The sequence below is a fragment of the Pseudoflavonifractor capillosus genome (assembly GCF_016899775.1).
In the GTDB taxonomy this organism is placed as follows: Bacteria; Bacillota; Clostridia; order Oscillospirales; family Oscillospiraceae; genus Lawsonibacter.
This window is the reverse complement of the sequence record NZ_JACJJE010000003.1, coordinates 78,873-103,730: the sequence shown is the minus strand read 5'-3', so window position 1 is coordinate 103,730 and position 24,858 is coordinate 78,873. Positions and strand designations below refer to the sequence as shown.

General features: G+C 60.5%; 22 protein-coding genes. 11 read left to right on the top strand and 11 right to left on the bottom strand.

Features of this window, described 5'->3' with window-relative positions; genetic code table 11:
• Window positions 1–32: 32 nt before the first annotated feature.
• Entirely contained in the window at window positions 33–941 is a 909-nt protein-coding gene (locus H6B31_RS01905) for a diacylglycerol/lipid kinase family protein (RefSeq protein WP_204896948.1), read from the bottom strand.
• Between the two features lie 221 nt (window positions 942–1,162).
• Between H6B31_RS01905 and ymfI the strand changes: the two genes are divergently transcribed.
• From ymfI to H6B31_RS01890, 3 genes are all read left to right on the top strand, one after another.
• Entirely contained in the window at window positions 1,163–1,918 is a 756-nt protein-coding gene (gene ymfI, locus H6B31_RS01900) for an elongation factor P 5-aminopentanone reductase (protein WP_243418796.1), read from the top strand.
• A gap of 178 nt (window positions 1,919–2,096) precedes the next feature.
• The gene (locus tag H6B31_RS17455) at window positions 2,097–3,206 is read left to right on the top strand and encodes a putative glycoside hydrolase (RefSeq protein WP_204896947.1); all 1,110 of its coding nucleotides are present in this window, start codon (window positions 2,097–2,099) and stop codon (window positions 3,204–3,206) included.
• 207 nt (window positions 3,207–3,413) lie between these two features.
• Window positions 3,414–4,556: a DUF4317 domain-containing protein gene (locus H6B31_RS01890; protein WP_204896946.1), complete on the top strand. Its 1,143-nt coding sequence runs from the start codon at window positions 3,414–3,416 to the stop codon at window positions 4,554–4,556.
• Window positions 4,557–4,658: 102 nt separating this feature from the next.
• Here H6B31_RS01890 and H6B31_RS01885 read toward each other — a convergent pair whose 3' ends face one another.
• The 5 genes from H6B31_RS01885 to rpmE all read right to left on the bottom strand — a co-directional run bounded on the left by H6B31_RS01885 (window position 4,659) and on the right by rpmE (window position 7,824).
• The gene (locus H6B31_RS01885; protein WP_087290464.1) at window positions 4,659–5,054 is read right to left on the bottom strand and encodes a CD1247 N-terminal domain-containing protein; all 396 of its coding nucleotides are present in this window, start codon (window positions 5,052–5,054) and stop codon (window positions 4,659–4,661) included.
• Between the two features lie 59 nt (window positions 5,055–5,113).
• Entirely contained in the window at window positions 5,114–5,677 is a 564-nt protein-coding gene (gene efp, locus H6B31_RS01880; RefSeq protein ID WP_087290498.1) for an elongation factor P, read from the bottom strand.
• A 98-nt stretch (window positions 5,678–5,775) separates the two neighbouring features.
• Complete coding sequence (locus H6B31_RS01875) at window positions 5,776–6,846, bottom strand: aminopeptidase P family protein (protein ID WP_204896945.1); 1,071 nt, start codon at window positions 6,844–6,846, stop codon at window positions 5,776–5,778.
• A gap of 81 nt (window positions 6,847–6,927) precedes the next feature.
• Window positions 6,928–7,428 (bottom strand): flavin reductase family protein, encoded by a 501-nt coding sequence (locus H6B31_RS01870; protein WP_204896944.1) that lies wholly within the window; start codon window positions 7,426–7,428, stop codon window positions 6,928–6,930.
• Between the two features lie 189 nt (window positions 7,429–7,617).
• Complete coding sequence (gene rpmE / locus H6B31_RS01865) at window positions 7,618–7,824, bottom strand: 50S ribosomal protein L31 (protein ID WP_087290458.1); 207 nt, start codon at window positions 7,822–7,824, stop codon at window positions 7,618–7,620.
• A gap of 315 nt (window positions 7,825–8,139) precedes the next feature.
• Here rpmE and H6B31_RS01860 point away from each other — a divergent pair, with 315 nt between their 5' ends.
• Complete coding sequence (locus H6B31_RS01860; protein ID WP_204896943.1) at window positions 8,140–9,471, top strand: MATE family efflux transporter; 1,332 nt, start codon at window positions 8,140–8,142, stop codon at window positions 9,469–9,471.
• A gap of 96 nt (window positions 9,472–9,567) precedes the next feature.
• On the opposite strand, the gene H6B31_RS01855 is transcribed toward H6B31_RS01860, so the two are convergent.
• The 3 genes from H6B31_RS01855 to H6B31_RS01845 all read right to left on the bottom strand — a co-directional run bounded on the left by H6B31_RS01855 (window position 9,568) and on the right by H6B31_RS01845 (window position 13,689).
• On the bottom strand, window positions 9,568–10,935 hold the full coding sequence (locus tag H6B31_RS01855) for an APC family permease (RefSeq protein ID WP_204896942.1): 1,368 nt from the start codon (window positions 10,933–10,935) through the stop codon (window positions 9,568–9,570).
• 15 nt (window positions 10,936–10,950) lie between these two features.
• Complete coding sequence (locus H6B31_RS01850; protein WP_204896941.1) at window positions 10,951–11,655, bottom strand: cysteine hydrolase family protein; 705 nt, start codon at window positions 11,653–11,655, stop codon at window positions 10,951–10,953.
• 900 nt (window positions 11,656–12,555) lie between these two features.
• Entirely contained in the window at window positions 12,556–13,689 is a 1,134-nt protein-coding gene (locus H6B31_RS01845) for an aldo/keto reductase (RefSeq protein WP_204896940.1), read from the bottom strand.
• 348 nt (window positions 13,690–14,037) lie between these two features.
• Between H6B31_RS01845 and H6B31_RS01840 the strand changes: the two genes are divergently transcribed.
• The 4 genes from H6B31_RS01840 to H6B31_RS01825 all read left to right on the top strand — a co-directional run bounded on the left by H6B31_RS01840 (window position 14,038) and on the right by H6B31_RS01825 (window position 19,545).
• Entirely contained in the window at window positions 14,038–15,330 is a 1,293-nt protein-coding gene (locus H6B31_RS01840; protein ID WP_204896939.1) for an adenylosuccinate synthase, read from the top strand.
• A 65-nt stretch (window positions 15,331–15,395) separates the two neighbouring features.
• Window positions 15,396–17,276 carry a S41 family peptidase gene (locus H6B31_RS01835; protein ID WP_204896938.1) on the top strand — a complete coding sequence of 627 codons (1,881 nt, stop codon included), beginning with the start codon at window positions 15,396–15,398 and terminating at the stop codon, window positions 17,274–17,276.
• Window positions 17,277–17,463: 187 nt separating this feature from the next.
• Window positions 17,464–18,582 carry a CobW family GTP-binding protein gene (locus tag H6B31_RS01830; RefSeq protein WP_204896937.1) on the top strand — a complete coding sequence of 373 codons (1,119 nt, stop codon included), beginning with the start codon at window positions 17,464–17,466 and terminating at the stop codon, window positions 18,580–18,582.
• A 15-nt stretch (window positions 18,583–18,597) separates the two neighbouring features.
• The gene (locus tag H6B31_RS01825; protein WP_204896936.1) at window positions 18,598–19,545 is read left to right on the top strand and encodes a TIGR03943 family putative permease subunit; all 948 of its coding nucleotides are present in this window, start codon (window positions 18,598–18,600) and stop codon (window positions 19,543–19,545) included.
• A 57-nt stretch (window positions 19,546–19,602) separates the two neighbouring features.
• Here the strand turns inward: H6B31_RS01825 and H6B31_RS01820 are convergent, their stop codons facing one another.
• Window positions 19,603–20,199, bottom strand: a complete 597-nt coding sequence (locus H6B31_RS01820) for a helix-turn-helix domain-containing protein (protein ID WP_204896935.1) — start codon at window positions 20,197–20,199, stop codon at window positions 19,603–19,605.
• A 307-nt stretch (window positions 20,200–20,506) separates the two neighbouring features.
• On the opposite strand from H6B31_RS01820, the gene H6B31_RS01815 reads away from it, so the two are divergent.
• Together H6B31_RS01815 and rd are read left to right on the top strand one after the other, a co-directional pair.
• Complete coding sequence (locus tag H6B31_RS01815; protein ID WP_204896934.1) at window positions 20,507–21,862, top strand: oxygen-binding di-iron domain-containing protein; 1,356 nt, start codon at window positions 20,507–20,509, stop codon at window positions 21,860–21,862.
• 94 nt (window positions 21,863–21,956) lie between these two features.
• Window positions 21,957–22,115 carry a rubredoxin gene (rd, locus tag H6B31_RS01810; protein WP_191345376.1) on the top strand — a complete coding sequence of 53 codons (159 nt, stop codon included), beginning with the start codon at window positions 21,957–21,959 and terminating at the stop codon, window positions 22,113–22,115.
• Window positions 22,116–22,201: 86 nt separating this feature from the next.
• Here rd and H6B31_RS01805 read toward each other — a convergent pair whose 3' ends face one another.
• On the bottom strand, window positions 22,202–23,473 hold the full coding sequence (locus H6B31_RS01805; RefSeq protein WP_204896933.1) for a glycosyltransferase family 2 protein: 1,272 nt from the start codon (window positions 23,471–23,473) through the stop codon (window positions 22,202–22,204).
• 271 nt (window positions 23,474–23,744) lie between these two features.
• On the opposite strand from H6B31_RS01805, the gene H6B31_RS01800 reads away from it, so the two are divergent.
• Window positions 23,745–24,857, top strand: coding sequence for an ABC transporter ATP-binding protein (locus H6B31_RS01800; RefSeq protein ID WP_087290435.1), 1,113 nt, complete (start codon window positions 23,745–23,747; stop codon window positions 24,855–24,857).
• Window position 24,858: the final 1 nt, after the last annotated feature.

Here is a 24,858-nt window from a genome sequence, read left to right as displayed (position 1 = left end):
CCTTCTCATTTACTCCGCCTCACCGCAGCCGCTCACGCGCCCTGCTTCCGCCCCGAGAGGATGGCCAGGGCCTGGCGGTGGTTCTGGACCTGGCTCACCTCATGGCTGCCGCCGTACTCCCCGTCGATGGTCCAGGGAATAGGCTTTTCGCTGGTAAATTTCAGCTGGGAGGCGTGAAAGGAGAGCAAGGCGCTCCCCTCCTCCACCGCCCCGGGGCGGAGCAGCGTCTGAAGGCCCGCTCCGATCTCCCCGATGCTCATGGGCTTGCGCACCAGGATCACCTCAAACAGGCCGTCGTCCAGCTCCACCCGGTCGGTGGGCAGATTTCTCATTCCGGCTACCGAGTAGGTGTTGCACACCATGCCGTAGAAGAAGTCGTCCTCCAGCACCTGCCCGTCGTACTCCACCTTCATGTGGTAGGGAGTGATGGACGGGATGGAGGCAATCCCCGCCATGATATAGGCCAGATGGCCGAAAGTCTTTTTCAGATCCTGAGGGGTATCATAGGACACCTCGGTAAAGGCCCCGAAGGCGGCCACATAGACAAAGGGCTGCTGGTTCAGGGTGCCGATGTCCCAGCGCAGGGGCTCCTCGTCCCCCGCCGCCAGCTCCGCCGCCTTCTTATAGCCCCGGGGGATGCGCAGGGTGGCGCCGCAGTCGTTGGTGGAGCCGGAGGGGATATAGCCCAGCAGGGGCGGACGGCTCAACTCCAGCAGGCCGGCCGCCGTCTCGCTGAGGGTGCCGTCCCCGCCGCAGCACACCACCCGGTCATAGTAGGACCCCAGCTCCCGGGCCACCCGGGTGGCGTCCTTCTTGTCCTGGGTGGGGTAGACGGTGGTGAGCCACCCGGCTTTGGTAAACTGATCCACCACGCCGGACAGATGGGCGGCCGCCGCTCCCTTCCCGGCCGTAGGGTTATAGACAAACAGCATGCGCTTCATATCGTGATTCTCCCGGTCTCTCCGTGCCCGGCCGTTCCAGTCCGGCCCGCGCACAATTTCATTGCTCCTTATTATACGGCCCTTCCGTGAAAATGCAAGGTGATTGTGTAAACTTTTTGGAAATGTGTCCGGCACTTTCCGTCTCAGGGTTGCGCTTTCCTGGAAAAGCAGGTACAATGTGGACGGTTTTATATGCCGGTTGGAATGAAAGGAGCGGTTGGATGGAAACACTAACCATGCCCCGGCCTGTGGTTCTCATCACGGGGGGCTCCCGGGGAATCGGAGCCGCCGCCGCCCGGCGGTTCGCCCGGGGCGGCTGGGATGTAGCGGTGGGCTACCGCCGCTCCCGGGAGCAGGCGGAAGCTCTGGCAGGGGAGCTGGAGGCCCTGGGGGTGCGGGCGGCCGCCCTCCCCGGGGACGTGTCCCAGCGGCCGGAGGCCCAGGCCCTGGTCCGGCAGGCGGAGGAGCTCCTTGGTCCCCTGGACGCTCTGGTGTGCAGCGCCGGGGTGGCCCCCCGGCAGATGCTCCTCACCGACCTGTCCGCCCAGGAGTGGCGGGAGGTCATGTCCGTCAACCTGGACAGCGCCTTTCATCTGTTTCAGGCGGCCGTCCCCGGCTTCGTCCGGCGGCAGCGGGGGGCCATCGTCACCGTCTCCTCCATGTGGGGCATCACCGGCGGCTCCTGCGAGGCGGCCTACTCCGCCTCCAAGGCGGGGGTCATCGGCCTGACCCGGGCCATGGCCAAGGAGCTGGGCCCCTCCCACATCCGGGTGAACTGCGTGGCCCCCGGGGTCATCGCCACCGACATGAACGCCCACCTGGCCCGGGAGGACCTGGACGCCCTGGCGGAGGAGACCCCTCTGTGCCGCATCGGACAGCCGGAGGAGGTGGCCGAGGCCATCTTCTTCCTGGCCTCCCCCGCCGCCAGCTTCATCACGGGACAGGTCCTCTCCGTGGACGGTGGCATGGTCATCTGAATTGGGCCTTATTTGTGTCTTTTTTGCAAATTTTTTGGGGATTCAGCCCTCTCTTCTGGAAACCAGTGGTTGCAAGGTGAAAAAAAGGTTGCTATAATTAGGGCGGCAAATTTCCGTTTCAACAGGGACCCTTCCCGCGGCTCTCCCGCCGCGCTGCGCAAAAAGGAGGAATATGTCCGTGCGCCGTTCTCAGAAATCCCAATTTGATTATCACTCCTACCGGGGCCGCACCACCGTCACCGACTGGCTCAAGCGGATCGCCCTGGTGCTGGCTGTCTTAGTGGTCATATTGGTTGCCGTACTGTTTTTTGGACAGGGGTCCATCTCCTACACCGACGAGGGGCTTCGCATCCACTGGCCCTTCTCTCAGCAGTCGGAGCCCCAGACCCCGGACCCCGGCAATGTGACGGTAATTGAGGGCGACCCGGCGGCCCTGCCCGACTCCTCCCAGGAGGGGGAGACCACTCCGCCGGAGGAGCCCCAGGCGGACGCCTCCTCCATTCTCTCTGTCTCCCTGTCCTCGCTGCTGGACGGCAGCGCCGCCCAGCTGGCCCAGGAGGCCGGCGCGGACGGGGTGGTGATCACCATGAAGGACGACCAGGGGGCGCTGGGCTGGCAGTCCCAGCAGGCCCTGGCCTCCGCCCTCCAGGAGGGCGTGGACTCCGGCACTGTGAACGCCGCCCTCACCGCCTGGAATGAGGGGGACGTGTACACCGTGGCCCGTCTGTCCTGCTTCCGGGACGAGGCCCTGGGCTCCAACATGGACTACACCCTGCGCACCAGCAGCGACTACCGCTGGCGGGACAGCGGAGATCTCCACTGGGCCACCCCCTCCAACGAGGCGGTGCGGAGCTACCTCATCGGCCTGATGACCGAGCTGGCCCAGATGGGCTTTGACGAGATCGTGCTGGACCACTTCGGCTACCCCACCCAGGCGGACGGCACCCTGGGCAATCTGGGGCAGAGCGAGGACAACTACCCCGCCGGGGCGCTGGACGGGGTCATCACCAGCTTCCTGGCCCAGGCCGCCCAGGCTCTGGAGCCCTACGGCACCAAGCTCTCCCTCCACGCCTCCGCCGACGTGCTCACCGGGACGGACGGGAGCGCCGGTCTGACTCCGGCAGTCCTGAACGCCAGCGTGGACCGCGTCTGGGCCTCCGGAACCCGGAGCGACGTGCTGGCCGCTCTGGAGGGGGCCGGGGTGGAGAACGCCGCGGACCGCCTGGTCTCCCTGGTGGACCAGCTGGACCCCGCCGCGGTTGACGCCCAGGCGGTGTGGAGTGAGTAAGCCTCCGCCCACAGATATTTTATCAGCATTCGTTTTTTCACCGAGGCGGCTTTGACGGGCCGCCTCGGTTTTTCATTTGGGATGTTTCGCCGACGTACCATTCTCGATTGCTTTTTCCCCAAAAATCCGCTAAAATAGAACGCGTGTTTCCATACGGCATGTCTGCCGCCTGGAGAATCCCTGTGACCCTACGAAGGAGGACCTGGAATGAATCAAAAAGAATTGAGCGAGCTGAAGCGCCGCTTCCGCCCGGACAAGAGCGCCATCCACCGCATCTACGGCTGCTTTGTCAACGGCAATCAGGAGATCGTCTCCTACCTGGACGAATCCATGGGCCGCATGCCCGAGGAGGAGTCCGCCCAGTACTTAGGATTTTTGAAGAAGGCCCTGTCCGGCACCCTGGGCAAGCAGCTCATCGACATCGTCTTTTCCACCCAGCAGGTGGCGGACAGCCAGGAGCACAAGCTCCTCTCCGCCCTGCGGGACTCCCAGCTGAAGGACGCCCAGGCCCGGGAGACCTTCTACCACAAAATTATCGACGCCCTGGAGCTGGACGGGAACTATCTGATCCTCCTGGCCCACGACGCCTACGACGTGCCCCGCCGGGGGAAGGACGACCGGCTCCAGGAGGACTCGGACGCGGTGTTCTCCTATCTGGTCTGCTGCGTCTGTCCGGTGAAGGACAGCAAGGTGGAGCTGGGCTACTTCCCCGGGGAGAACGAGTTCCACAGTCGGGCCGGCCAGGTGGTGGCCCCGCCGGAGCTGGGCTTCCTGTTCCCCGCCTTTGACGGCCGGGCCGCCAACCTGTACAACGCTCTGTTCTACTCCAAAAAGGCGGACCAGATTCACCAGGAGTTCATCGACGCCGTCTTCCATACCGAGCCCCCCATGTCCGCCGCCGAACAGAAGGAGGCCTTCCAGTCCGCCCTGCGGGAGGGGCTGGGGGACGCCTGCACGGTGGAGGTGGTCCAGGCCATCCACGAACAGCTGCTGGACCGGATGGCCCGGCACAAGGAGTCCAAGGACCCGGAGCCCCTGGAGGTCACCGCCCAGGACGTGGCCGCCATCCTCCGGGACTGCGGGGTGGGCGAGGAGCCCATCGCCGCCTTTCAGGAAGAGTGCCGGGAGCTGCTGGGGGAGGGCGTGCTGAACCCCGCCAACCTCATCGACCCCCGCCGCTTTGAGTTCAAGACGGAGGCCGCCGCCGTCACCGTGGACCCGGAGCGCAGCTATCTGGTGGAGCTGCGGGAGATCGACGGGCGCAAATACCTGCTGGTCCCCGCCGACGCGGGGGTGGAGATCAACGGCTTCTCCCTGTCGTCCGCCAACGCAGAGCCCGCCGGAGCATGACGGAAACCGAAGCTCCCCGCCCCGCCGGAAGCCGGCATGCAAAAAGCCCGGCACAGCAGAATTGCTGTGCCGGGCTAATTTCATTGCTTCCGGTGGAAACGGTCAGTCCTCGTCCGTCTCCTCCTCGTCCCCGTCATCAGACAGGTCCAGGGCAAAGCGGGTCTCGCAGTTGGGGCACTGGACCTCACCGGCTGCCAGGGCCTCGTCGTCGATGATGATGGGCTCCTCACAGTTGGGGCACTCCACCTCGAAGTAGTCCTCGTCGTCCTCATCCTCGTCAAAGACCACGGACTCCACATCGGCCAGGTCGTCGGAGAGCACGTCGATCTCCTCGCCCAGGGCCAGGGCGTTCTCCTCTAGGTCCTCGATAGACAGCCCGACCTCCTCCAGGATGCCGATCATCACGGAGATGAGCTTGCCCTCCTTGGACTTCTCCACATCCAGGTTCAGGCCCTCGGCCAGTCCCTTCAGGTATGCAACTTTTTCAGAAATGGTCATGGTTACGCTCCTTTCTGAGGCGAAGCCTCATGGACGGGTAAACTCCCTGTGATACTCAATCAGTTCTTGCAGCGCTCCAGATACTCACCACTGCGGGTGTCGATCTTGATCTTGTCGCCGGGGTTGATGAACAGGGGCACCTTGATCTCGGCACCGGTCTCCAGGGTGGCGGGCTTGGTCACGTTGGTGGCGGTGTCGCCCTTGAAGCCGGGATCGGTCTCGGTGACCTCCAGCTCCACGAAGTTGGGGGGCTCCACGCCGAAGACGCTGCCCTTGTAGGACATGACCTTGCAGGTCATGTTCTCCTTCACAAAGCGGAAGGCGTCGCCCAGCATGTCCTTGCTGATGGGGATCATGTCGTAGGTCTCCATGTCCATGAAGTAGTACAGATCGCCGTCGTTGTAGCTGTACTCCATGTCCTTACGCTCCACATAGGCCTGCTCAAACTTGGCGGTGGGGTTGAAGGAGGTCTCGGTCACGCCGCCATTGATGATGTCCTTCATCTTGGTGCGGACAAAGGCGGCGCCCTTGCCGGGCTTCACGTGCTGGAACTCGACGACCTGCATGACCTTGCCGTCCATCTCGAAGGTCACGCCGTTGCGGAAATCACTGGCGGAAATCATTGCCATAGGAATCATCCTCCATTGTGTTTTAATGAACTAATTCATTTTACCCTTTTTTCCCCTGTTTGACAAGGGGGTTTGGGAAAATATGCGGAAAATCAAAGCACGATGAGATTTTTGGGGGACTGGGCGATGTCCCGGCAGCCGCCCTCCTCCAGCACCAGCACGTCCTCGATGCGCACGCCGAAGCGGCCGGGCAGGTAAATCCCCGGCTCGGCGGAGATCACCGTCCCCGCGGGGAGCGGCCTGGTCTCGCTGGGGGAGGCGTTGGGGGACTCGTGGATCTCCAGCCCCAGGGAGTGGCCGAAGCTGTGGGTGAAATAGTCCCCGTAGCCCGCCTCCTCAATCACCTTCCGGGCGGCGGCGTCCAGCTCCCGGCCCGGCATCCCCGCCCGGGCAGCGGCAATCCCCGCCTTCTGGGCCGCCAGCACCGTCTCATAGACCCGCTCCATCTCCTGGGTGGGCTGCCCCACCGCCACCGTGCGGGTCATGTCGGAGCAGTAGCCGTCATACACACACCCGAAGTCCATGGTGACGAACATCCCTTTCTGGATCACCGTCTCCCCCGGCACCGCGTGGGGCATGGAGCCGTTGGCCCCGGCGGCCACGATGGGGTCGAAGGACACCTTCCGGGCTCCCCGGCGCAGCAGCTCGTACACCAGCCGGGCGGCCACCTTCTGCTCCGTCATGCCGGGGCGGATATAGTTTAAAATCTCCCCAAAGGCCGCGTCGGTGATCTTCTGGGCCTGGAGCATGGCGGCGATCTCCTCCTCATCTTTGGAGGCCCGCAGGCCGTCCAGCAGCTCCTGGGCTGGAATCAGTTCGCACCCCTTGGGGAAGCTCTCCTGCCAGCGCCGGTGCTGGGCCACGCTGACAGCGGCGCCCTCAAAGCCCACCCGCTTCAGGCCGCGGGCCGCTAGGAAATCCCTGGCCAGCGCCAGGTGGCTCCGCTCCCGGGAGGTGAGGACCACCTCCGCCCCGGTTACCTGCTTTTGGGCCGCCTCAATGTACCGCCCGTCGGTGGAATACTGGCTCCCCTTCTGGGTCACCAGGACATAGCCCTCCCCCTGGAAGCCCACGGCGTATCGCTCACCGGGCTCGCTGACGATCAGCATGGCGTCCAGATCGTACTGAGACAGCTTGTCCGCAATCTGGCTGAGATGGTTCATGGCGTCTCGCTCCTTTCTCCCTGCGCAGTGCGCAGGCGCGCCGTCCGCCGGGGCGGCGCGCTGTGCATCCGCACGTTGCTCTTACTTCTGATAGGCCTCCACAATCTCCCCAATATATAAGGTGTGGTAGTCCTTCTGGGGATACCAGCGCTCCTTCACATCCTCCGGGAGCCGGGCGGGGTCCATGGGCTGGACAAAGCGCTTGCGGCACACCAGCACCAGCTCCGCCTCCTCAAAGTAGGGGGCGCCGCACCGGGCCGTCTTCACCGTGAAGCCGCACTCCTTCACCTTGTCCACCTCCCGGCCGCTCTTGCTGCCGCACAGGGCGAGGGCGTCCCGGTACTCCTCCCCGAAGAAGGCCAGGGTAAAATACTCCTCCCGGTCCACAAATTCCTTGGTGTACCGCTGGGGACGGATGTAGCAGGTGGCCGCCGGAGCCCCCCAGATCACCCCCAGGCCGCCCCAGGAGGCGGTCATGGTGTTGCACCGCTCCACCGTGCCGGCGGTAATGAGCATCCACTTCTCCCCGATGAGGGAAAACACGTTCTGATCAATGGTCTTGGGATCGATGGGCTTGAGCATGACAGATACCTCCTGTTCAACTATTCACAATTTCAAGAAGAATTGCGCGGCTGTTCCGCGGGAATAAGCCGCTCTGCGGTTTATTCATCAGACACTATTATATGCGGGAGGCCGCCGTTGGACCCCCATTGGGCCCAACAAGACAAAAAGCCGCACCGAGACCTCGGTACGGCTTTTTCTGGTGCGATCTTACTTCTTGTCCAGACCGAACTTCTTATTGAAGCGGCTGACACGTCCGCCGGTATCCACCATCTTCTGCTTACCGGTGTAGAAGGGGTGGCACTTGGAGCACACCTCCACGCGGATGTCCTTCTTGGTAGAACCAGTCTCAATCACGTTGCCGCAGGCGCACCGGATGGTGGTCTGCTGATAATCGGGATGAATTCCTGCCTTCATTGTATCTTCACCTCTTTCTCCATGGAGGATCGTCTGTAAACGCATCTAGCATCATAGCACAACCCGACGCAAAAAGCAAGAGAAATTTCCTTTTTCTTTCTGAAATTTATGTCCGCCCCGGGATGGAGGCAGTTTTCGCCCCTTGACACGGGGATTTCACCTGTGCTATGATGCCGCTATAAAAACTTTGTGTGGATTTTTCCAGCAGTTTCGGCATCCCTGCCCCCTGCTCTTTTTCGCCGCACAGCGGTCCCATTGGACAGCTGTGCGGCTTTTTTGCGGCTGGAACCCCTCTGCACGGAACGGAGAACTGCAATGAGCGAGACATTTATGAAGGAGCGGCCCATCCTCCCCCTCCTGGCCTCTATGGCCCTGCCCATGGTGCTGTCCATGCTGGTCAACTCCCTGTATAACATCGTGGACAGCTTCTTTGTAGCCAAAATCAGCGAGGAGGCCATGACTGCCCTCTCTCTGGTGTACCCGGTTCAAAACTTCATCAATGCCGTGGCCATCGGCTTCGGCGTGGGCATCAACGCGGTCATCGCCATCGGACTGGGGGCCGGAGACCGCCGCCGGGCGGACGCCGCGGCCGCCCAGGGAATTGCGCTGTCCGCCCTTCACGGGCTGATCCTCACCGCGGCCTGCATCGCTATTATGCCCTCCTTTCTGGCCCGGTTCACCTCTGACCCGGCAGTCATCCAGATGGGTCTTCAATACTCCGGCATCGCCTTCTCTTTCTCGGTGATCATCATGCTGGGGCTCTCGTTTGAGAAACTCTTCCAGGCGGTGGGCCGTATGAAAATCACCATGGCCGCCCTTCTGGCCGGATGCATCGCCAACATCATCCTGGACCCCCTGCTCATCTTCGGCCCCGGCCCCTTCCCGGAACTGGGCATCTCGGGGGCCGCACTGGCCACCGGCATCGGCCAGGTGCTCACCCTGGCAGTCTATCTGGCCGCCTACCGGCTCTTTCCCATTCCGGTGCGCCTGCGCCGGAGCTGTCTGAAGCCGGACGGACCGCTGATTCGAAAACTCTACGCGGTGGGGGTGCCCGCCATTTTGAATCTGGCCCTCCCCTCTCTGCTGATCTCGGTGCTCAACGGTCTGCTCTCGGTCTACTCCCAGAGCTATGTAACCATTTTGGGCATCTATTACAAGCTTCAGACCTTCCTCTACCTCCCGGCCAGCGGCGTCGTCCAGGGGCTGCGCCCGCTCATCGGCTACAACTACGGGGCGGGGGAGCACGGTCGGGTCCGGCAGCTGTACAACGCCACCCTGTGCGCCAGCGGGATCATCATGGCCCTCGGCACGGCGGTGTGCCTGCTGTGGGCGGAGCCCCTCATGTCCCTGTTCACCGACCAGTCCGCCACCGTTCAGGCCGGCGGCGCCGCCCTGCGGATCATCTGCGGGGGCTTTCTCATCTCCGCCGTGTCCGTCACCTCCTCCGGAGCCCTGGAGGGACTGGGCAGGGGAAGTCAGTCCCTGGTCATCTCCCTGTGCCGGTACGCGGTGGTCATCCTACCCGCCGCCTTCCTCCTGTGCCGGGCGATGGGACCAAACGGGGTATGGCACGCCTTCTGGATCACCGAGGTCATTACCGCCGGGGCGGCGTTTTGGGTGTATCGGAGGACGCTTCCGCATTCATAGGCTGATTGCGTGAAATACAACCGCTTTTTATGAAAACAAGCGCCGGATCACATTGATGCGATCCGGCGCCTGTTTATACATAGATCAGCTATATTCTTACAAATCCAGCTTGCTTGCCTCTTCACGCTTCACCGTATCCGGGTTAATCACAACAGGAGCCCACTCTTTGGGGTGTCTCTTTTGCTGGCTCTTTGCAAATGCCCACAAGAGCACTCCTACCGCTGCGTACACCACAAATACCACCCACGCTCCGGGAGTCATACCCAGCGCATTGGTATACAAAACCCAAACACAGAACAGAATGGCAATCACCCCCATCAGGGTTCCTGCCCTCACACGGTAAGGGCGTTCCCACTCCGGATGCTCTTTCCGTATTTTTAAAAATGAAAGCGCTACCAACAGATAAACGCCTCCGGCCGCCAGGCCGTAGATGGTATACATATAATTGACCCACGCTTCCGGGGCAAAGATCGTAAAATACATGGCAAAGATGCCAACGATCAAATTCGCGAGCTTAGGCTGTCCATTTTTATTCAGCACCGCAAGACGTCCTGTCATCTGGTGCTGTTTAGCCGCGCCGTACAGAATCCGGGAGGCACTCAGCCAGAAAGAGGAGATGGTCGTAATACACGTCAAAATCCCCATAATAACAATCACATAACCCAACCCGTGCAGGCCAATAATATCTGCAACTCTTGGATCTACAATATCTGTCTCAGCGATCCATTCAAGGGAGACGATTCCGCCTACAGCCACCACCGCCAAGCCATAAACCAGCACCGTGCAGGCCAGAGAGAGCACGAAGGCTTTCCATAGATCTTTTTTCGGAAAGTTTGCCTCTTCAGACAACTGCGGAATCAGATCGAATCCCACAAACTTCATGATCAGAAGTCCCACTGCCGCGGCACAGCCGCTCATGCCGTTGGGAAACCAGTCGAGGTTGTCAAAACTCCAGTGTCCGCTGCAGATAAAAATAATATCTGCCGCTACCGCAATTACCAATGTGCTCCAAAAAAATAGGTTCTGCAGCTTTGTCAATATTTTTAGCTCAAAATTTGTCAGGAAATACCACAGCACCAGAATGATTGCGGCTACAATTTTTGTCTGCATGCTGGTGATCGGGAAGATATATCCCAACATCGATGAAATGCCAAACGCCACTGTCGGCATCGCCATAACGTACAGCAGCATGATCAGCCAGCAGGCGACAAATCCGATATTCCATCCGAAGGCGTTGGAGATCCAGATATTTTGTCCCCCCGCATAGGGCATCATGCTCGTCATTTCAGAATAGATGAAGCAGAGAGGTAACACAAGAATCGCACAGAAAAGCAGAGAAAAAGCAGCGCCTGCGCCGGCTACCTCAAACCAGTACTTAATTTCCACCTGCCATGCGGCAATCATGCCGCCAGCGGCCATGGCAATCATACCGGGAAGCCGTATCTCCTGTCTCAGCCCACTCATTTTCAACGCCTCCTCTTATTTGTCCATACTGTCTTTCAATAACTGAATCGTCTCATCTGTGGTCAACACATCACAATAGATCACGCTCATGATTTTCAGTTCCGCATCATGCAGCTCCATGCTTCCAGCGGCACAGGCGTCCTCAACACAGATCACCTTATACCCAGCATCGGCCAGGCCTCTTACCGTGCTGGCCACACACTGGTCCGTCACAAGCCCGATGACCACAACCGTTTCTATCCCCATATACTGCAGCAGTTGTAAATAGTTCGTCCCCGTTGTAACGCTGTCCGTCGTCTTATTGACGACGATCTCATTTTTCATGGGCTTGAGTTCATCAACCATCTCGGCGCCTTCGCTGTTTACATAAACAAGCATGCCGTTCCAGCCCTCAGACTTCTGGACCGGGGAGCGGTCCTCCCCATCTTCTCTCAAGCAGGCGATTCTTCCATAGGTCACTGTGAGACCGTTAGCCCGAAAGAAATCAAGAAGCTTCTTGCTGTTGGGAACCACCACCTGTTCCACCCGGTCATAAAAGGGGATCCATCGTTCCCAATCACCCGCGTCCTTCAATTTTTTTGCGTCACCGATCTCTCTGGACACAAATTCCTTCTGCAGATCCACCAAGAGCAGAGCCGTTTTTTTCGGATCAATAACCGGGTCTGCAACTTCAGGCTGACTTTCATAGTAGAAGCTCAAATACTTTTTCTTTACTTCCATGGTATAAAATGCCTCCCTTTTTTCATGCTTGATGGCGTTGGCTTCCGCTTAGGCCATGTTTGAAACATGTCAATATGCCCAAACGGCGGGTCTTTTTCCGCTATGCTGCGTTCATTTTCCTTGCAATCCACAAGGATTGCTGCGTCAAATTGTCTTGCCTAGCGAAAAAATCCCTCGCCGCCGGGCACGTTTTCAATTTTCAAACAGGGCCTAATTCTTTCAGACGGAACACTGTGATTTTCGATTTGCGGTCTCCTCCCTGCAAAAATGTTCTCTGCACCCCGATTAACCGAGGCACAAAAGCATATATGTAGAAAGCGATCGCCCAAAACAATATAAAAAGGTTGGTAAAAATATATTGAATCAGGCGAATCGCAGTCTACCTTCTCCTGGTTGGCGCCAAATGCTCAAACACGTTCCAACCCGCCGCGCGAAAAGAAAAGGCGCATGTTTCGCTGGTTGAGCGAAACACACGCCATTGTGTGCTCAATGAACAATTGATCGCAAAAATACAGAAAAAGGGCGTGTCCCATTGGACCCGCCCCGTTGCTTGTTTGTGAGTATACTCAGAAACAAATCTCACGTCAATACACTTTTCACCGTCGATGATAAAGTTCATCAGATACGCTGAACTTTATGTCTGCATTCGCTTTCTAATTATGAATAATTATCATTCTATTTTCGAATGCATGTGGTTTGGACCACTTCCCAACCTGGGCCAATGAAAACTTACACTCCCTTTCATCTGCCTTGGAGATAAAAAAGTCCTGCTGCTCAATTGTGCAGCAGGACCTTGGTCAATCACCCAAATGTCATCTTCCCATACAAAACCGGCATTTGAAGCATGAACGCTTACCTTACAATTTGTTTGCAATATAAAAGCGGAAGCACTCCGCCTTGTTATCCCTTGAGCTTGGCGGTAAAGTCGGCCATGGCCTCGGAGATTTTCAGCTGCTGGGGGCAGACCTTCTCGCAGCTGCGGCAGCCGATGCAGGCGCTGGGCCACTTGTCCTGGGGGATGGCGGACAGGGCCATGGGGGCCAGGAAGCCGCCGCCGGTGAAGGAGTGCTCATTATAGAGCGCCAGCAGCTCGGGGATGTTCAGCCCCTTGGGGCAGTGGCTGACACAGTAGTGGCAGGCGGTGCAGGGCAGAGCGGTCTGGCTCACCATGCCGCCGGCCACTTCCATCAGGCCGTCCATCTCTTTCTCATTGAGAGGGGCCTCGGTCTGGAAGGTGGCGATGTTGGCCTTCATCTGCTCCAGGTCGGACATGCCGGAGAGGACCACAGTCACGCTGGGGATGGACTGGAGGAAGCGGAAGGCCCAGGCAGGGATGGTCTCATCGGGGCGCATGGCCTTCAGGGGTGCGGCCTCCTCCTCGCTGAGCCGGGCCAGGCGGCCGCCCCGCAGGGGCTCCATCACCCAAACGGGGATGTGGTACTCGTTCAGCAGATCCACCTTCTCCTTGCCGCCCTGGAAGGTCCAGTCGATGTAGTTGAGCTGCAGCTGGCAGAACTCCATGTCCTTGCCGTAGGCCTCCAGGAACCGCTTGAGCACCGGCATCGCCCCGTGGCAGGAGAAGCCCAAGTGGCGGATGCGGCCGTTTTTCTTCTGCTCCATCAGATAGTCATAGATGCCGTACTTGGGGTCCAGGTAGGCGTCAATGTTCATCTCACACACATTGTGGAACAGATAGAAGTCGAAGTGGTCCACCTGGCACTTCTTGAGCTGCTCCTCGAAGATCTCCTTCACCTTGGGCATGTTGGCCAGGTCATAGCCGGGGAACTTGTCGGCAATGTAGAATTTCTCCCGGGGATACCGGGCCAGGGCCTTGCCCAGCGCCAGCTCAGAGTTGCCGTTGTGATAGCCCCAGGCGGTGTCGTAGTAGTTCACCCCGCCGGACATAGCCTCGTCCACCATCTGGAAGGTAGCCGCCTCGTCCACCTTGGCGTCGTCCCCGTCAATAACGGGCAGGCGCATGCAGCCCATACCCAGGGCGGACAGCTCCAAATCCTGAAACTTTTTGTAGATCATTGGTATTACCCCTTTCTATCTCACGGCGCATCACGCGCCGCCCTCCCGGAGGCGGCGGCATACTCCCCCTCCGGTTTCTCTTGCTTTCTGGTACTATGCTACTCCCTGGAGTGCGCTCCAAGTCAAGCATTTTTTGCGGGGGATTTCGCCGCTCCGCATCCATAGAAAGAAAACGGAAAGAGACGGCGGGGCAAAGCGCCGCAAAAAGTTCTTTTCCCCGCGTTTCTTTCCAGAAAAACAGTTGCGCGGGACGAAAAAAGGAAGTATAATAAAGGAGCTGTGTTGGAAACCGGATAAGGCAAATCCGCCCAGGCGGTTGCGAATCCCGGTCTCCGGAGGTAACACATTATGGTAAAAGCGATCGTAGGCGCCAACTGGGGCGACGAGGGCAAGGGCAAGATCACCGATATGCTGGCGGAGACCTCCGACGTGGTCATCCGCTATCAGGGCGGCGCCAACGCCGGCCACACCATCATCAACGATCAGGGCCGCTTCGCCCTGCATACGCTCCCTTCCGGCGTGTTTTACCCCCATGTCACCAACATCATCGGCAACGGCCTGGCGCTGGACATCCGCAAGCTGGTGGACGAGCTCCACTCCCTCACCGATCAGGGAGTGCCCGCCCCCAACCTGATCATCTCCGAGCGGGCCCAGATTCTCATGCCCTACCACGTGCTCCAGGACACCTATGAGGAGGAGCGCCTGGGAGGCAAGGCCTTCGGCTCCACCAAGAGCGGCATCGCCCCCTTCTATTCAGACAAGTACGCCAAGATCGGTATTCAGGTGTGCGACCTCTTCTATGAGGACCGGCTGCGGGAGCGTCTGGAGGCCGCCCTGTCCATCAAGAACGTGCTCTTTGAGCATCTGTACCACAAGCCCGCCCTGAGCGTGGACGAGCTCATGGAGCAGCTCCTCGCCCTGCGGGAAGAGATCCGCCCCTATGTGGGGGACGCGGTGGGCTTTGTCCACAAGGCCCTGAAGGAGGGCAAGACCGTCCTGCTGGAGGGCCAGCTGGGCTCCATGAAGGACCCGGACCTGGGCATCTTCCCCATGACCACCTCCTCCCACACCCTGGCCGGCTTCGGCTGCGTGGGCGCGGCGGTGCCCCCCACTGCCATTGAAGACGTGATCTGCGTCACCAAGGCCTACTCCTCCTCCGTGGGCTCCAACACCGAGCCCTTCGTCAGCGAGCTGCTGGGCGCGGAGGGCGACGAACTGCGCCGCCGGGGCGGCGACAAGGGCGAGTTCGGCGCCACCACCGGACGTCCCCGCCGGGTGGGCTGGTTCGACGCCGTGGCCACCAAGTACGGCTGCATGGTTCAGGGCGCCACCCAGGTGGCCCTCACCTGTCTGGACGTGCTGGGCTATCTGGACGAGATCAAGGTGTGCACCGGCTATGAGATCGACGGGGAGGTCACCGATCAGTTCCCCGTCACTCCCCGCCTGATGCGGGCCAAGCCTGTCTTTACCACCCTCCCCGGGTGGAAGTGCGACATCCGCGGCTGCAAGGACTACGACGCCCTGCCTCAGCAGGCCAAGGACTACGTGGACTTCCTGGAGCAGCACATCCAATGTCCCATCACCATGGTCTCCTCCGGCCCCAAGCGTGAGGAGATGACCTACCGCACCTCGAAGCTGTAATCATACGTTCTGCGCCGGATGCCTGTGGCATCCGGCGCGCGGCTTATCCAAAAAAGGAGACTTCCATGAAACATCGCATTCTTCCCGGCCTGCTGTCCACCGCTTTGATCCTCAGCCTGTGCGCTCTCCCCGCCTCCGCCCTGGAGACGGAGGATACCCGCATGCTGCTGGAAACCTACTATGTGGATGAGATTCCCCAGGAGATTTTGAATCTGGACTCCACCGAGGCCATTCTGGAGGCTCTGAACGATCCCTACACTGTATACATGTCTGCGGAGGAGTACCAGGCATTCCTGAACCAGGTGGACGGTGAGACGGTGGTGGGCATCGGCGTGTCCATCCAGAACGCCGTGGACGACGGAGTCCAGATCCTCTCCATCCTGGACAACTCCCCCGCCCAGGAGGCCGGACTATCCGCCGGGGACCGCATCCTGGCAGTGGACGGCGTTCCCCTCACCTCCGGCATGGACCCCTCCACCCTGATCCGCGGGGAGGTGGGTACCTCCGTCACTCTCACCATCCGCCTCCACAGCACCGGGGAGGAGAAGGACTTCACCCTGGAGCGCAAGGCAGTCACCATCCCCATTGTCACCTATGATCTGGTGGACGGGGATGTGGGCTACATCGCCTGCGACAGCTTCGGCGCCTCCACCTCCGACACGGTGCGGGAGGCCCTGGAGGAGATGGGGGACGATGCCAACCTCTGGGTGGTGGACTTGCGCTCCAACCCCGGAGGCACCGACACGGCAGTGACCCTCTCTCTGGGCTGGTTTGAAAGCGGGGTCATGGTCTATATGATGGGCCGGGACGGTCTGGCCTACTACCGGGCCATCCGGCCTGACGCCCCCGACCTCACCGATGTGCCCGTGGTGGTCCTCACCAGCCCATGGAGCGCCAGCGGAGCGGAGATGTTCGCCGCCGCTGTCCGTGCCCACCACATCGGCATCTCCATCGGCCAGCGCACCTACGGCAAGGGTGTGGCTCAGACGGTGCTGGATGAGGACTCCTCCAACGGCACCATCGCCGAGCTCTTTGACGGGGACTGCCTGAAAATCACCACTTACCGCTTCTATGCCCCCGACGGAGCCACCAACGACACGGTTGGGGTCCTCCCCACCCTGCTCATCTCCCAGGGGAACACCGAGGCCGCCGCCCTGCTTCTGCGCTCCAACGAGCCCTCCATCGCCAACGGCTCCCTGAAGTTGGAGCTGGCTGGCTTCACCTTCTATATCGACGAGAGCACCGCCCGCCACGCGGACAACCGGGACGCCTTCACCGAGCTGCTGGAGGCCCTGCCCCCCTCGGCCAAGCTGTACCGGGGCAGCGGCGGTTCCACCTGGACCGAGGTAACCCCTGTCGCCCTGGCGGAGGAGCTGGGGCTGGATTTTGAGAGCCGCATGTTCTCCGACGTATCAAACTCCCCTTTCGCCGACGCCATCAACACCCTGGCGGTGTACGGGCTGGTGAGCGGCTATGAGGACGGCACCTTCCACCCGGAGGAGACCATCACCCGGGCAGAGTTTGCCTCCATGGTGGCCTCGGCCCTGGACCTGCGGGTTCCGGAGCAGAACTACTTCTCCGATGTGGCGGAGGATGCCTGGTATGCCGACGGGGTGAACGCCATGGCCGCCAAGGGCTTTTTCGCCGGCGACGGCTCCGCCTTCCGCCCGGAGGACACCATTACATACGAGGAGATGGTCACCGTCCTCTCCTCGGTGGCCGCATGGGCCAGTCTGGACGGCTATGAACTCGCCCAGGAGAATCTGTCCGCCGGAGACTGGGGAAACTACTACCAGTTCTCCGACTGGGCCCAGACCTCCGCCCGGAATCTGGACGAGCTGGGGGCCCTGGTGGGGGATCAGCAGCCCGGCGACGCCGGCACCCGGGAGACCGCCGCGGGCCTGCTGTGCGCCCTCATGGAGGCCACCCACCTGATTTGGAGTTGAACATAGAATAAAGCCTTCCCCCTACCAGGGGGAAGGTGACACGGACGAAGGTCGTGACGGATGATGGTGAGCCGGTCCCACGCACCCCCTCCCCCTCATCCACCCCCTGCGGGGGCACCTTCCCCCCAGCGGGGGGAAGGCCCGAATCTGGTTTAATTTTTATCTTTGGAAAGGATATGACAATACCATGACCCAAATTGACATCATCTCCGGCTTCCTGGGAGCCGGCAAGACCACCCTCATCAAGAAGCTCCTCAGCGAGGCCTTCCAGGGACAGAAAAACGTGCTCATCGAGAACGAGTTCGGCGAGATCGGCATTGACGGCGGCTTTTTGAAGGACGCCGGGGTGGAGATCACCGAGATGAACTCCGGCTGCATCTGCTGCTCCCTGGTGGGCGACTTCGGCGCCGCCCTGAAGAAGGTGCTGGAGGACTACTCCCCCGACCGCATCATCATCGAGCCCTCCGGCGTAGGAAAACTGTCCGACGTGATCGCCGCTGTGGAGCGGGTGCAAAAGGAGTCCTCGGAGCTTCAGCTCCACAGCTTCGTCACCGTGGTGGACGCCACCAAGGCCCGCATCTACATGAAGAACTTCGGCGAGTTCTTCAACAACCAGGTGGAGCACGCCTCCGCCATCCTCCTCTCCCGTACCCAGAGCATGGACGAGGGCAAGCTGAACGCCGCGGTCAACCTGCTGCGCGCCAAGAATGCCAAGGCCGCCATCCTCACCACCCCCTGGGACCAGCTCACCGGGGCCCAGATCGTCTCCGCCATGGAGGGCGGCCACTCCCTGGCCGAGGAGCTCATGGAGGAGATCGGCCGCACCCACAGCGATGAGGACGAGCACGAGCACCACCATCATCACCACGACCATGACCACGAGCACGAGCATCATCACGGCCACGAGGAGCATGAGCACCATCACGAGCACGAGCACGAACATCACCATGACCACGGGGATGAGTGCGACGCCTGCTGTGCCTGCGGCCATGACCACCATCACCACCACGACGGCCACGACGCCGACGAGATTTTCACCTCCTGGGGCCGGGAGACCCCCCGCAAGTACAGCCGGGAGGAGCTCCAGGACATCCTGTCCTCCCTGGCCATGGGCCAGGACTACGGCTACATCCTCCGGGCCAAGGGCATGGTGCCCTGCGAGGACGGCCAGACCTGGCTCCACTTCGACCTGGTGCCCGAGGAGTTCCAGATCCGGGAGGGCGCGGCCGACTACACCGGCCGGCTGTGCGTCATCGGCTCCGATCTGAAAGAGGACCAGCTGGAGAAGCTGTTCCTGCTGGCGTAATGGGAGGAGACGAGTATGCCTGATTCCCGCATTCCCCTCTATCTCATCACCGGCTTTCTGGACAGCGGCAAGACCACCCTGCTCACCGACACCCTGGGCATGGACTACTTCAACGACGGAGAGCGCACCGTGCTTCTGATGTGCGAGGACGGCGAGGAGGAGTACGACCAGGAGAAGCTGTCCAAGCAGAACTGCCGGGTCGTGCCCATCGAGTCCCAGGACCAGATCACCACCGCCTTTCTGGAAGAGGTGGACCGCCGCTATCAGCCCGAGCGGGTGCTGATGGAGTATAACGGCATGTGGCCCATCCAGATCCTCCGGGATTTGAAGCTTCCCAAGACCTGGGGGCTCTATCAGGCCATCGACGTGATCGACGGCACCACCTTTGAGATGTACCGGAACAACATGCAGTCCATGATCATCGACATGGTCACCGAGGCGGACATGGTCCTCTTTAACCGCTGCACCCCCGACATGCCTCTGGCGGGCTGGAAGCGCTCCATTCGGGCGGCCAACCGCATGTGCGAGGTGGTCTTTGAGGACGAGCGGGGCGAGGAGCTGGAGGTGGAGGACATCCTTCCCTACTCTCTGGATGCCGATCACATTGACCTGGAGGACGACGACTACGGCATCTGGTACCTGGACATTCAAGACCACCCAGACCGGTATGTGGGCAAGACCATCACCTTTAAGGCCCAGGCCATGACCAGCCTAAAACTGCCCAAGGGGACCTTCATCCCCGGCCGCAACGCCATGACCTGCTGCGTGGAGGACATCCGGTTCTTCGGATTTCTGTGCAAGTACGACCGCGCCCGCTCCCTGCGCAAGGGAGAGTGGGTCACCGTCCACGCCGCCATCCAGTGGGAGCACGCCAACGTCTACGAGGGCGAGGGCGTGGTCCTCTACGCCGACCAGGTGGAGAAGGCGGAGGCGCCGGAGGACCCCCTGGTATATTTCCGGTAACTTCTAAACTTCATAAAAACACAAGGACGGAGGCCCAATCGGACCTCCGTCCTTACGTTATTCCTCTTCTATCCACCTTTGCCACCGGCAAAACATTGCCCGTACCCCACCTTGGCCCCAGATCACAGCGCCCAGGCCCACAACCAGCAGGCACCATCCAACACCTGCCAGCAGTTCCAGGTCATACTCCTGGATAAAATACTGGTAGCTGTGCCCCCTCACGGCCCCATCCCAGTGATACCATTTGGTTCCGTCCGCATCCACTGTGGTGTAGGGAACAACCACCTCTACCATCCGGGAGGCAATGTAGATGACCAGGTTTGTACAGAAACCGATCGCCGCCATACAGATTCCGGCAATGCGGGTCCCGCTCCAGCGGCAGGGCTTTGTCTTTTCCGGGATCGGAGACTTTTTCGGGGCTGGCGGCTCCGTCTCGGGCATCGGCGCGTTTTCCTCCCAGTCATTGTTGAGCAGGTAGTCCGCGCTCACCCCGAAGAGTTTGCTGAGTTGTAAGATGTTGGAGGCGTCGGGCAGGGCTGTCCCATTCTCCCAACGGGAGACGGCCTGCCGGGATACCTGGAGCTGCTCCGCCAAAGCCTCCTGAGACAGTCCCCGTGCCCGGCGGAGCGTCAGGATCTTTTCCGATAATTCCATACGTCTTCTCCCTTTCGCTTGATGGCCCTATTGTAGCATAATCCCTTCCATTTCTCCACCGCACCGCCGTTACAACCCCCGCAACAAAAGGTTAACATGGAACGTTCTCCGGTTCAATTGCCCGTTTTCCCCCGTCCACCGTATTTTCAGCAGTTTCTTCTATCCTTCTGTTTTGTCCCAAAACGCCGGAAACGCTTTTTCTTTTTTGGGCATTCATCCGAATTCGGTTTTTTTACTACCAATTTCGTGCAGACTATGCTATGATGTGTGTGGTAACCCTAACCTACTTAGAAAAGAGGTTTTTGATATGTACTGTGTCCGAAAGGTCACCGACGACCTGCTCTGGATCGGCGGCAACGACCGCCAGCACCCCCTGTTTGAGAGCACCCACCCCGTCCCCCGGGGCATGTCCTTCAACTCCTACCTGCTGCTGGACGAGAAGACGGTTCTCTTTGACACGGTGGACCGGGCGGTGCAGACCCAGTTCTTTGAGAATCTGGAGTACGCCCTGAGTGGGCGGAAGCTGGACTATGTGTTCGTCCACCACATGGAGCCCGACCACGCCGCCACCCTGGGGGATCTGATGATCCGCCACCCGGAGGCCACCATTGTCTGCAACGGCAAGTCCCTGAACATGATCCGCCAGTTCCACGCCACCGACCCCAAGGGGGCCAAGCTGGTGAACGAGGGGGACACCATCACCACCGGCAGGCACACCTTCACCTTTGTGAACGCCCCCATGGTCCACTGGCCCGAGGTGATGGTGAGCTACGACTCCACCGACAAGATCCTGTTCTCCGCCGACGCCTTCGGCACCTTCGGTGCTCTGAACGGAGTGCTGTTCGCCGATGAGGTGAACTTTGACCGGGACTGGCTGGACGAGGCCCGCCGGTACTACACCAACATCGTGGGCAAGTACGGCCCCCAGGTCCAGGCCCTGCTGAAGAAGGCCGCCGGCCTGGACATCCAGATGATTTGCCCCCTCCACGGCCCCGTGTGGCGCAAGGATCTGGGCTATATTCTGGACAAGTATGCCAAGTGGGCCGCCTATGAGCCCGAGGTGCAGGGCGTGCTCATCGCCTTCGCCTCCGTCTACGGCGGCACCGAGACGGCGGCCAACATCCTGGCCTGCCGCCTGGCAGAGCTGGGGGTCCCCGTGGAGATGTACGACGTGTCGGTCACCCACTACTCCTATGTGCTGTCCGACGCCTTCAAGTACAGCCACATCGTCTTCGCCTCCACCACCTACAACAACGGGATTTTCGTCTCCATGGAGAACCTGCTCCACGACATCGCCCATCACGCCCTGAAAAACCGGAAGGTGGCCCTGATCCAGAACGGCTCCTGGGCCCCCGCCAGCGGCAAGCTCATGAGCGAGATTCTGGGCGGCATGAAGGATATGGAGATTCTGGAGGCCCCCGTCACCCTCAAGTCCACCCTGGCACCCGGCCAGGACCAGGAACTGGAGGCCCTGGCCAAGGTGCTGGCCGCCTCGGTCAAGGGTGAGGCGGTGGAGCCCGAGGCGGAGGAACCCGCCCCGGCCAAGCCCCGCGGCTTTGTGTGCAAAATCTGCGGCTTTGTGTACGAGTCCGACACTCTGCCCGAGGACTTCGTCTGCCCCATCTGCCGCCGTCCCGCCAGCGACTTCGATCCGCTGACCTGATTGATCTGCCCAAACCGGCCCATGGCTGTTTGGCGGGCGCGGCCGCCCTGCGGACCGCCCCCGATATAATTTGAATGAAAGCAGGTATCGTAACATGAAGAAATACGTCTGTGATCTGTGCGGCTATATCTACGACGAGGCCGCCGGCGACCCCGATAACGGCGTGGCCCCCGGCACCAAATGGGAGGACGTGCCCGAGGATTGGGTGTGCCCCCTGTGCGGCGCGGACAAGAGCCAGTTTTCTGAGCAGTAATGAAATCAGGAGCCCGGGACAACTGTCCCGGGCTCCTGATTTTATATATACAAGCTCTGTTTCCCTTGGTACCCAGTCGATTTGCTTTAGGGAGCCAGGACCTGATTGCTGCGCTTCATCTTTCCGCCCTTGGGCATGGACACATTTCTGGTGTGGCGGATCTCTTCCCATACAGTGGTCTTTTTAAAGATACAGCCCACCGTGAGGACCACCCAGCTGAGCAGGAAGAACCAGTACACCGCCAGAGCGGGCAGCAGCCGCCGGTCCCACTTGTTCTCCACCGTAATCACCAGCACCGCCGACAAAGTGGCTCCCAGTACGGTAATCAGCAGATTACCCGCGATGTACCCCAGACACAGCAGCAGGGAGAAGTGCCCCGGATGGACGAAACCGGCCGCCAGGGCGGTCACCGTCATACTCACCAGAGCGGCCGCCTGATAGGCGGGGATCAGCATGGTGGCCCCCATGTCCAGAGGCTGGACGGCGGGGCGCTCCGCCAAGCTCCGGCCCAGCACCGGCAGCCACTCCCCCGCGATCTGGAGGGTACCGCTGGTCCAGCGACGGCGCTGCTTGATGGACTCCCGGAAGGTGAGGGGCTGCTCGTCATAGGTCACCGCCTTGGGTACCCAGGCGATGGGCACCCCGGCCAGGGCACACTGGGCGGACATCTCCAGGTCCTCGCTGATACTCTGGGTGCACCAGCCGCCCATCTTGTCAAAGGCGGCGGCGGACACCATGAATCCGGTGCCTCCCAGCATAGCCGACATGCCCAGCCCCGCCTTGCCCTGGTTGTGGAACCGGTCCATCATCCAATAGTAGATGGAGTAGCAGCCGGAGATGGCGCTGTCAAAGGGGTTCTTGCTGTCCCGGTAGCCCTGGGCCGCTCGGGCTCCCGCCCGGTAGGCGTTGTTCATCTCCCGCAGGAACTGGGGATCGGCCACATTATCCGCGTCAAAGACGCAGAAGGCGTCGTACCCCTTGTCCCGCAGCTGCCTGTAGGCAAAGCGCATCACATCTCCCTTGCACTTCACAGGGACGGTGCACTCCATGACATTGGCCCCGAAATCCCGGGCGGCCTGGGCGGTGTGGTCGGTACAGTTGTTGGGGATGACCCAGATGTCGTACAGCTCCCGAGGATAATCCTGGGCCAGCAGGCTGTTGATCAGATTTCCGATCACCAGTTCCTCATTCCGGGCGGCCACCAGAATTGCAAAGCGGGTGCTGGCCGGGTGCCGGCCATAGTCCATAGGCTTGCGCCAGGACATGAGGGCGGTCACCAGATAATAGCCGCCCCACAGGGTCATGCCCGCTCCTACCAGAGCCGCCGCTCCCATCCACAAATATGCCATCCACGCCATATGGGCTCCCTCCTTCTCTCTTTGTGTTCTCAGTGTACCAGAGAAATGTTAAGGTTCTGCCACAAACTTTATTAAGTTTTTTTGAAAATTTTTTAAGGTTTCCAAAAGAGCATCCCTGCTTTGAATTTACAGCTTGTTTATTTGACTAAATTACAACATTTTGCTATACTGTATTTGTACACTTTCGACCGAACCACAGGTTGACCCGCCCGCGCGGGCCGGAATACCGGCGTCCGGGCCTGTCAACGCGACGTTTTAAGGAGGTGCCCTATTGCTTCGTTTTGAACACGTATCGCTGTCCTACGGCAGCCAGAAGATTCTGGACGACCTGTCCTTCGAGATCCAGGAGGGCCAGATGGCTGTCCTGATCGGGCCGTCCGGCTGCGGCAAGACCACCACGCTGAAGATGATCAACCGCCTCATCGAGCCCTCGGCGGGCAAGATCTACCTCAACGAGGAGGACATCACCGCCAAGGACAAGGTGGAGCTGCGCCGCCACATCGGCTATGTGATCCAGCAGATCGGCCTGTTTCCCAATATGACGGTGGCCCAGAATATCTGCGTGGTGCCCACCCTGCTGAAATACAGCAAGGAGGAATGTGACAAGATTGTCCACTCTCTGCTGGAGCTGGTCAACATGCCCTATGAGCAGTACGCCCATAAATACCCCTCTGAGATGTCCGGCGGACAGCAGCAGCGCATCGGCATCCTGCGGGCCCTGGCGGCCTCGCCCCCCATCGTACTCATGGACGAGCCCTTCTCCGCCCTGGACCCCATGACCCGCCGGTCCCTCCAGCAGGAGGTGCGCTCTCTCCAGCAGAAGCTGAACAAAACCTTCGTCTTTGTCACCCACGACATGGAGGAGGCTCTGGATCTGGCCGACGTCATCATCTTTATGGACCACGGAAAAATTGTCCAGATGGCTCCCCCGGAGGAGATGCTGGCCCACCCCGCCAGCGGCCAGATCCAGGATTTCCTCGGCAAATTCATCGACACCCATGCCCAGAAGGAGCTCACCGCCGCCGACTTCATGCGCCCCGGCGTGTCCACCGTCTCGGCCACCCGAGGGGTCAACGAGTGTGTCAGCAAGATGCAGCGGCGCAACGTGGACACCCTCATCGTGGTGGACGACCAGGACCGGTACCAGGGGACGGTGTCCATCGCGGACATCCGCCTCACCGGCCATGTGGTCAAGACCATCGAGCCCCTCATCCGCTGCAACACTCCCACCGTCCACACGGGGGACAGCGCCAAGGACTGCTTTGACCTGCTCATCTCCAGCGGCGCCCCCTATCTCATTGTTCTGGACGAGGAGGAGAAAGTGGACGGCCTCATCACCAAGACCAGTATGACCTCCGCCATGGCGGAACAGCTCTGGGGGTGAG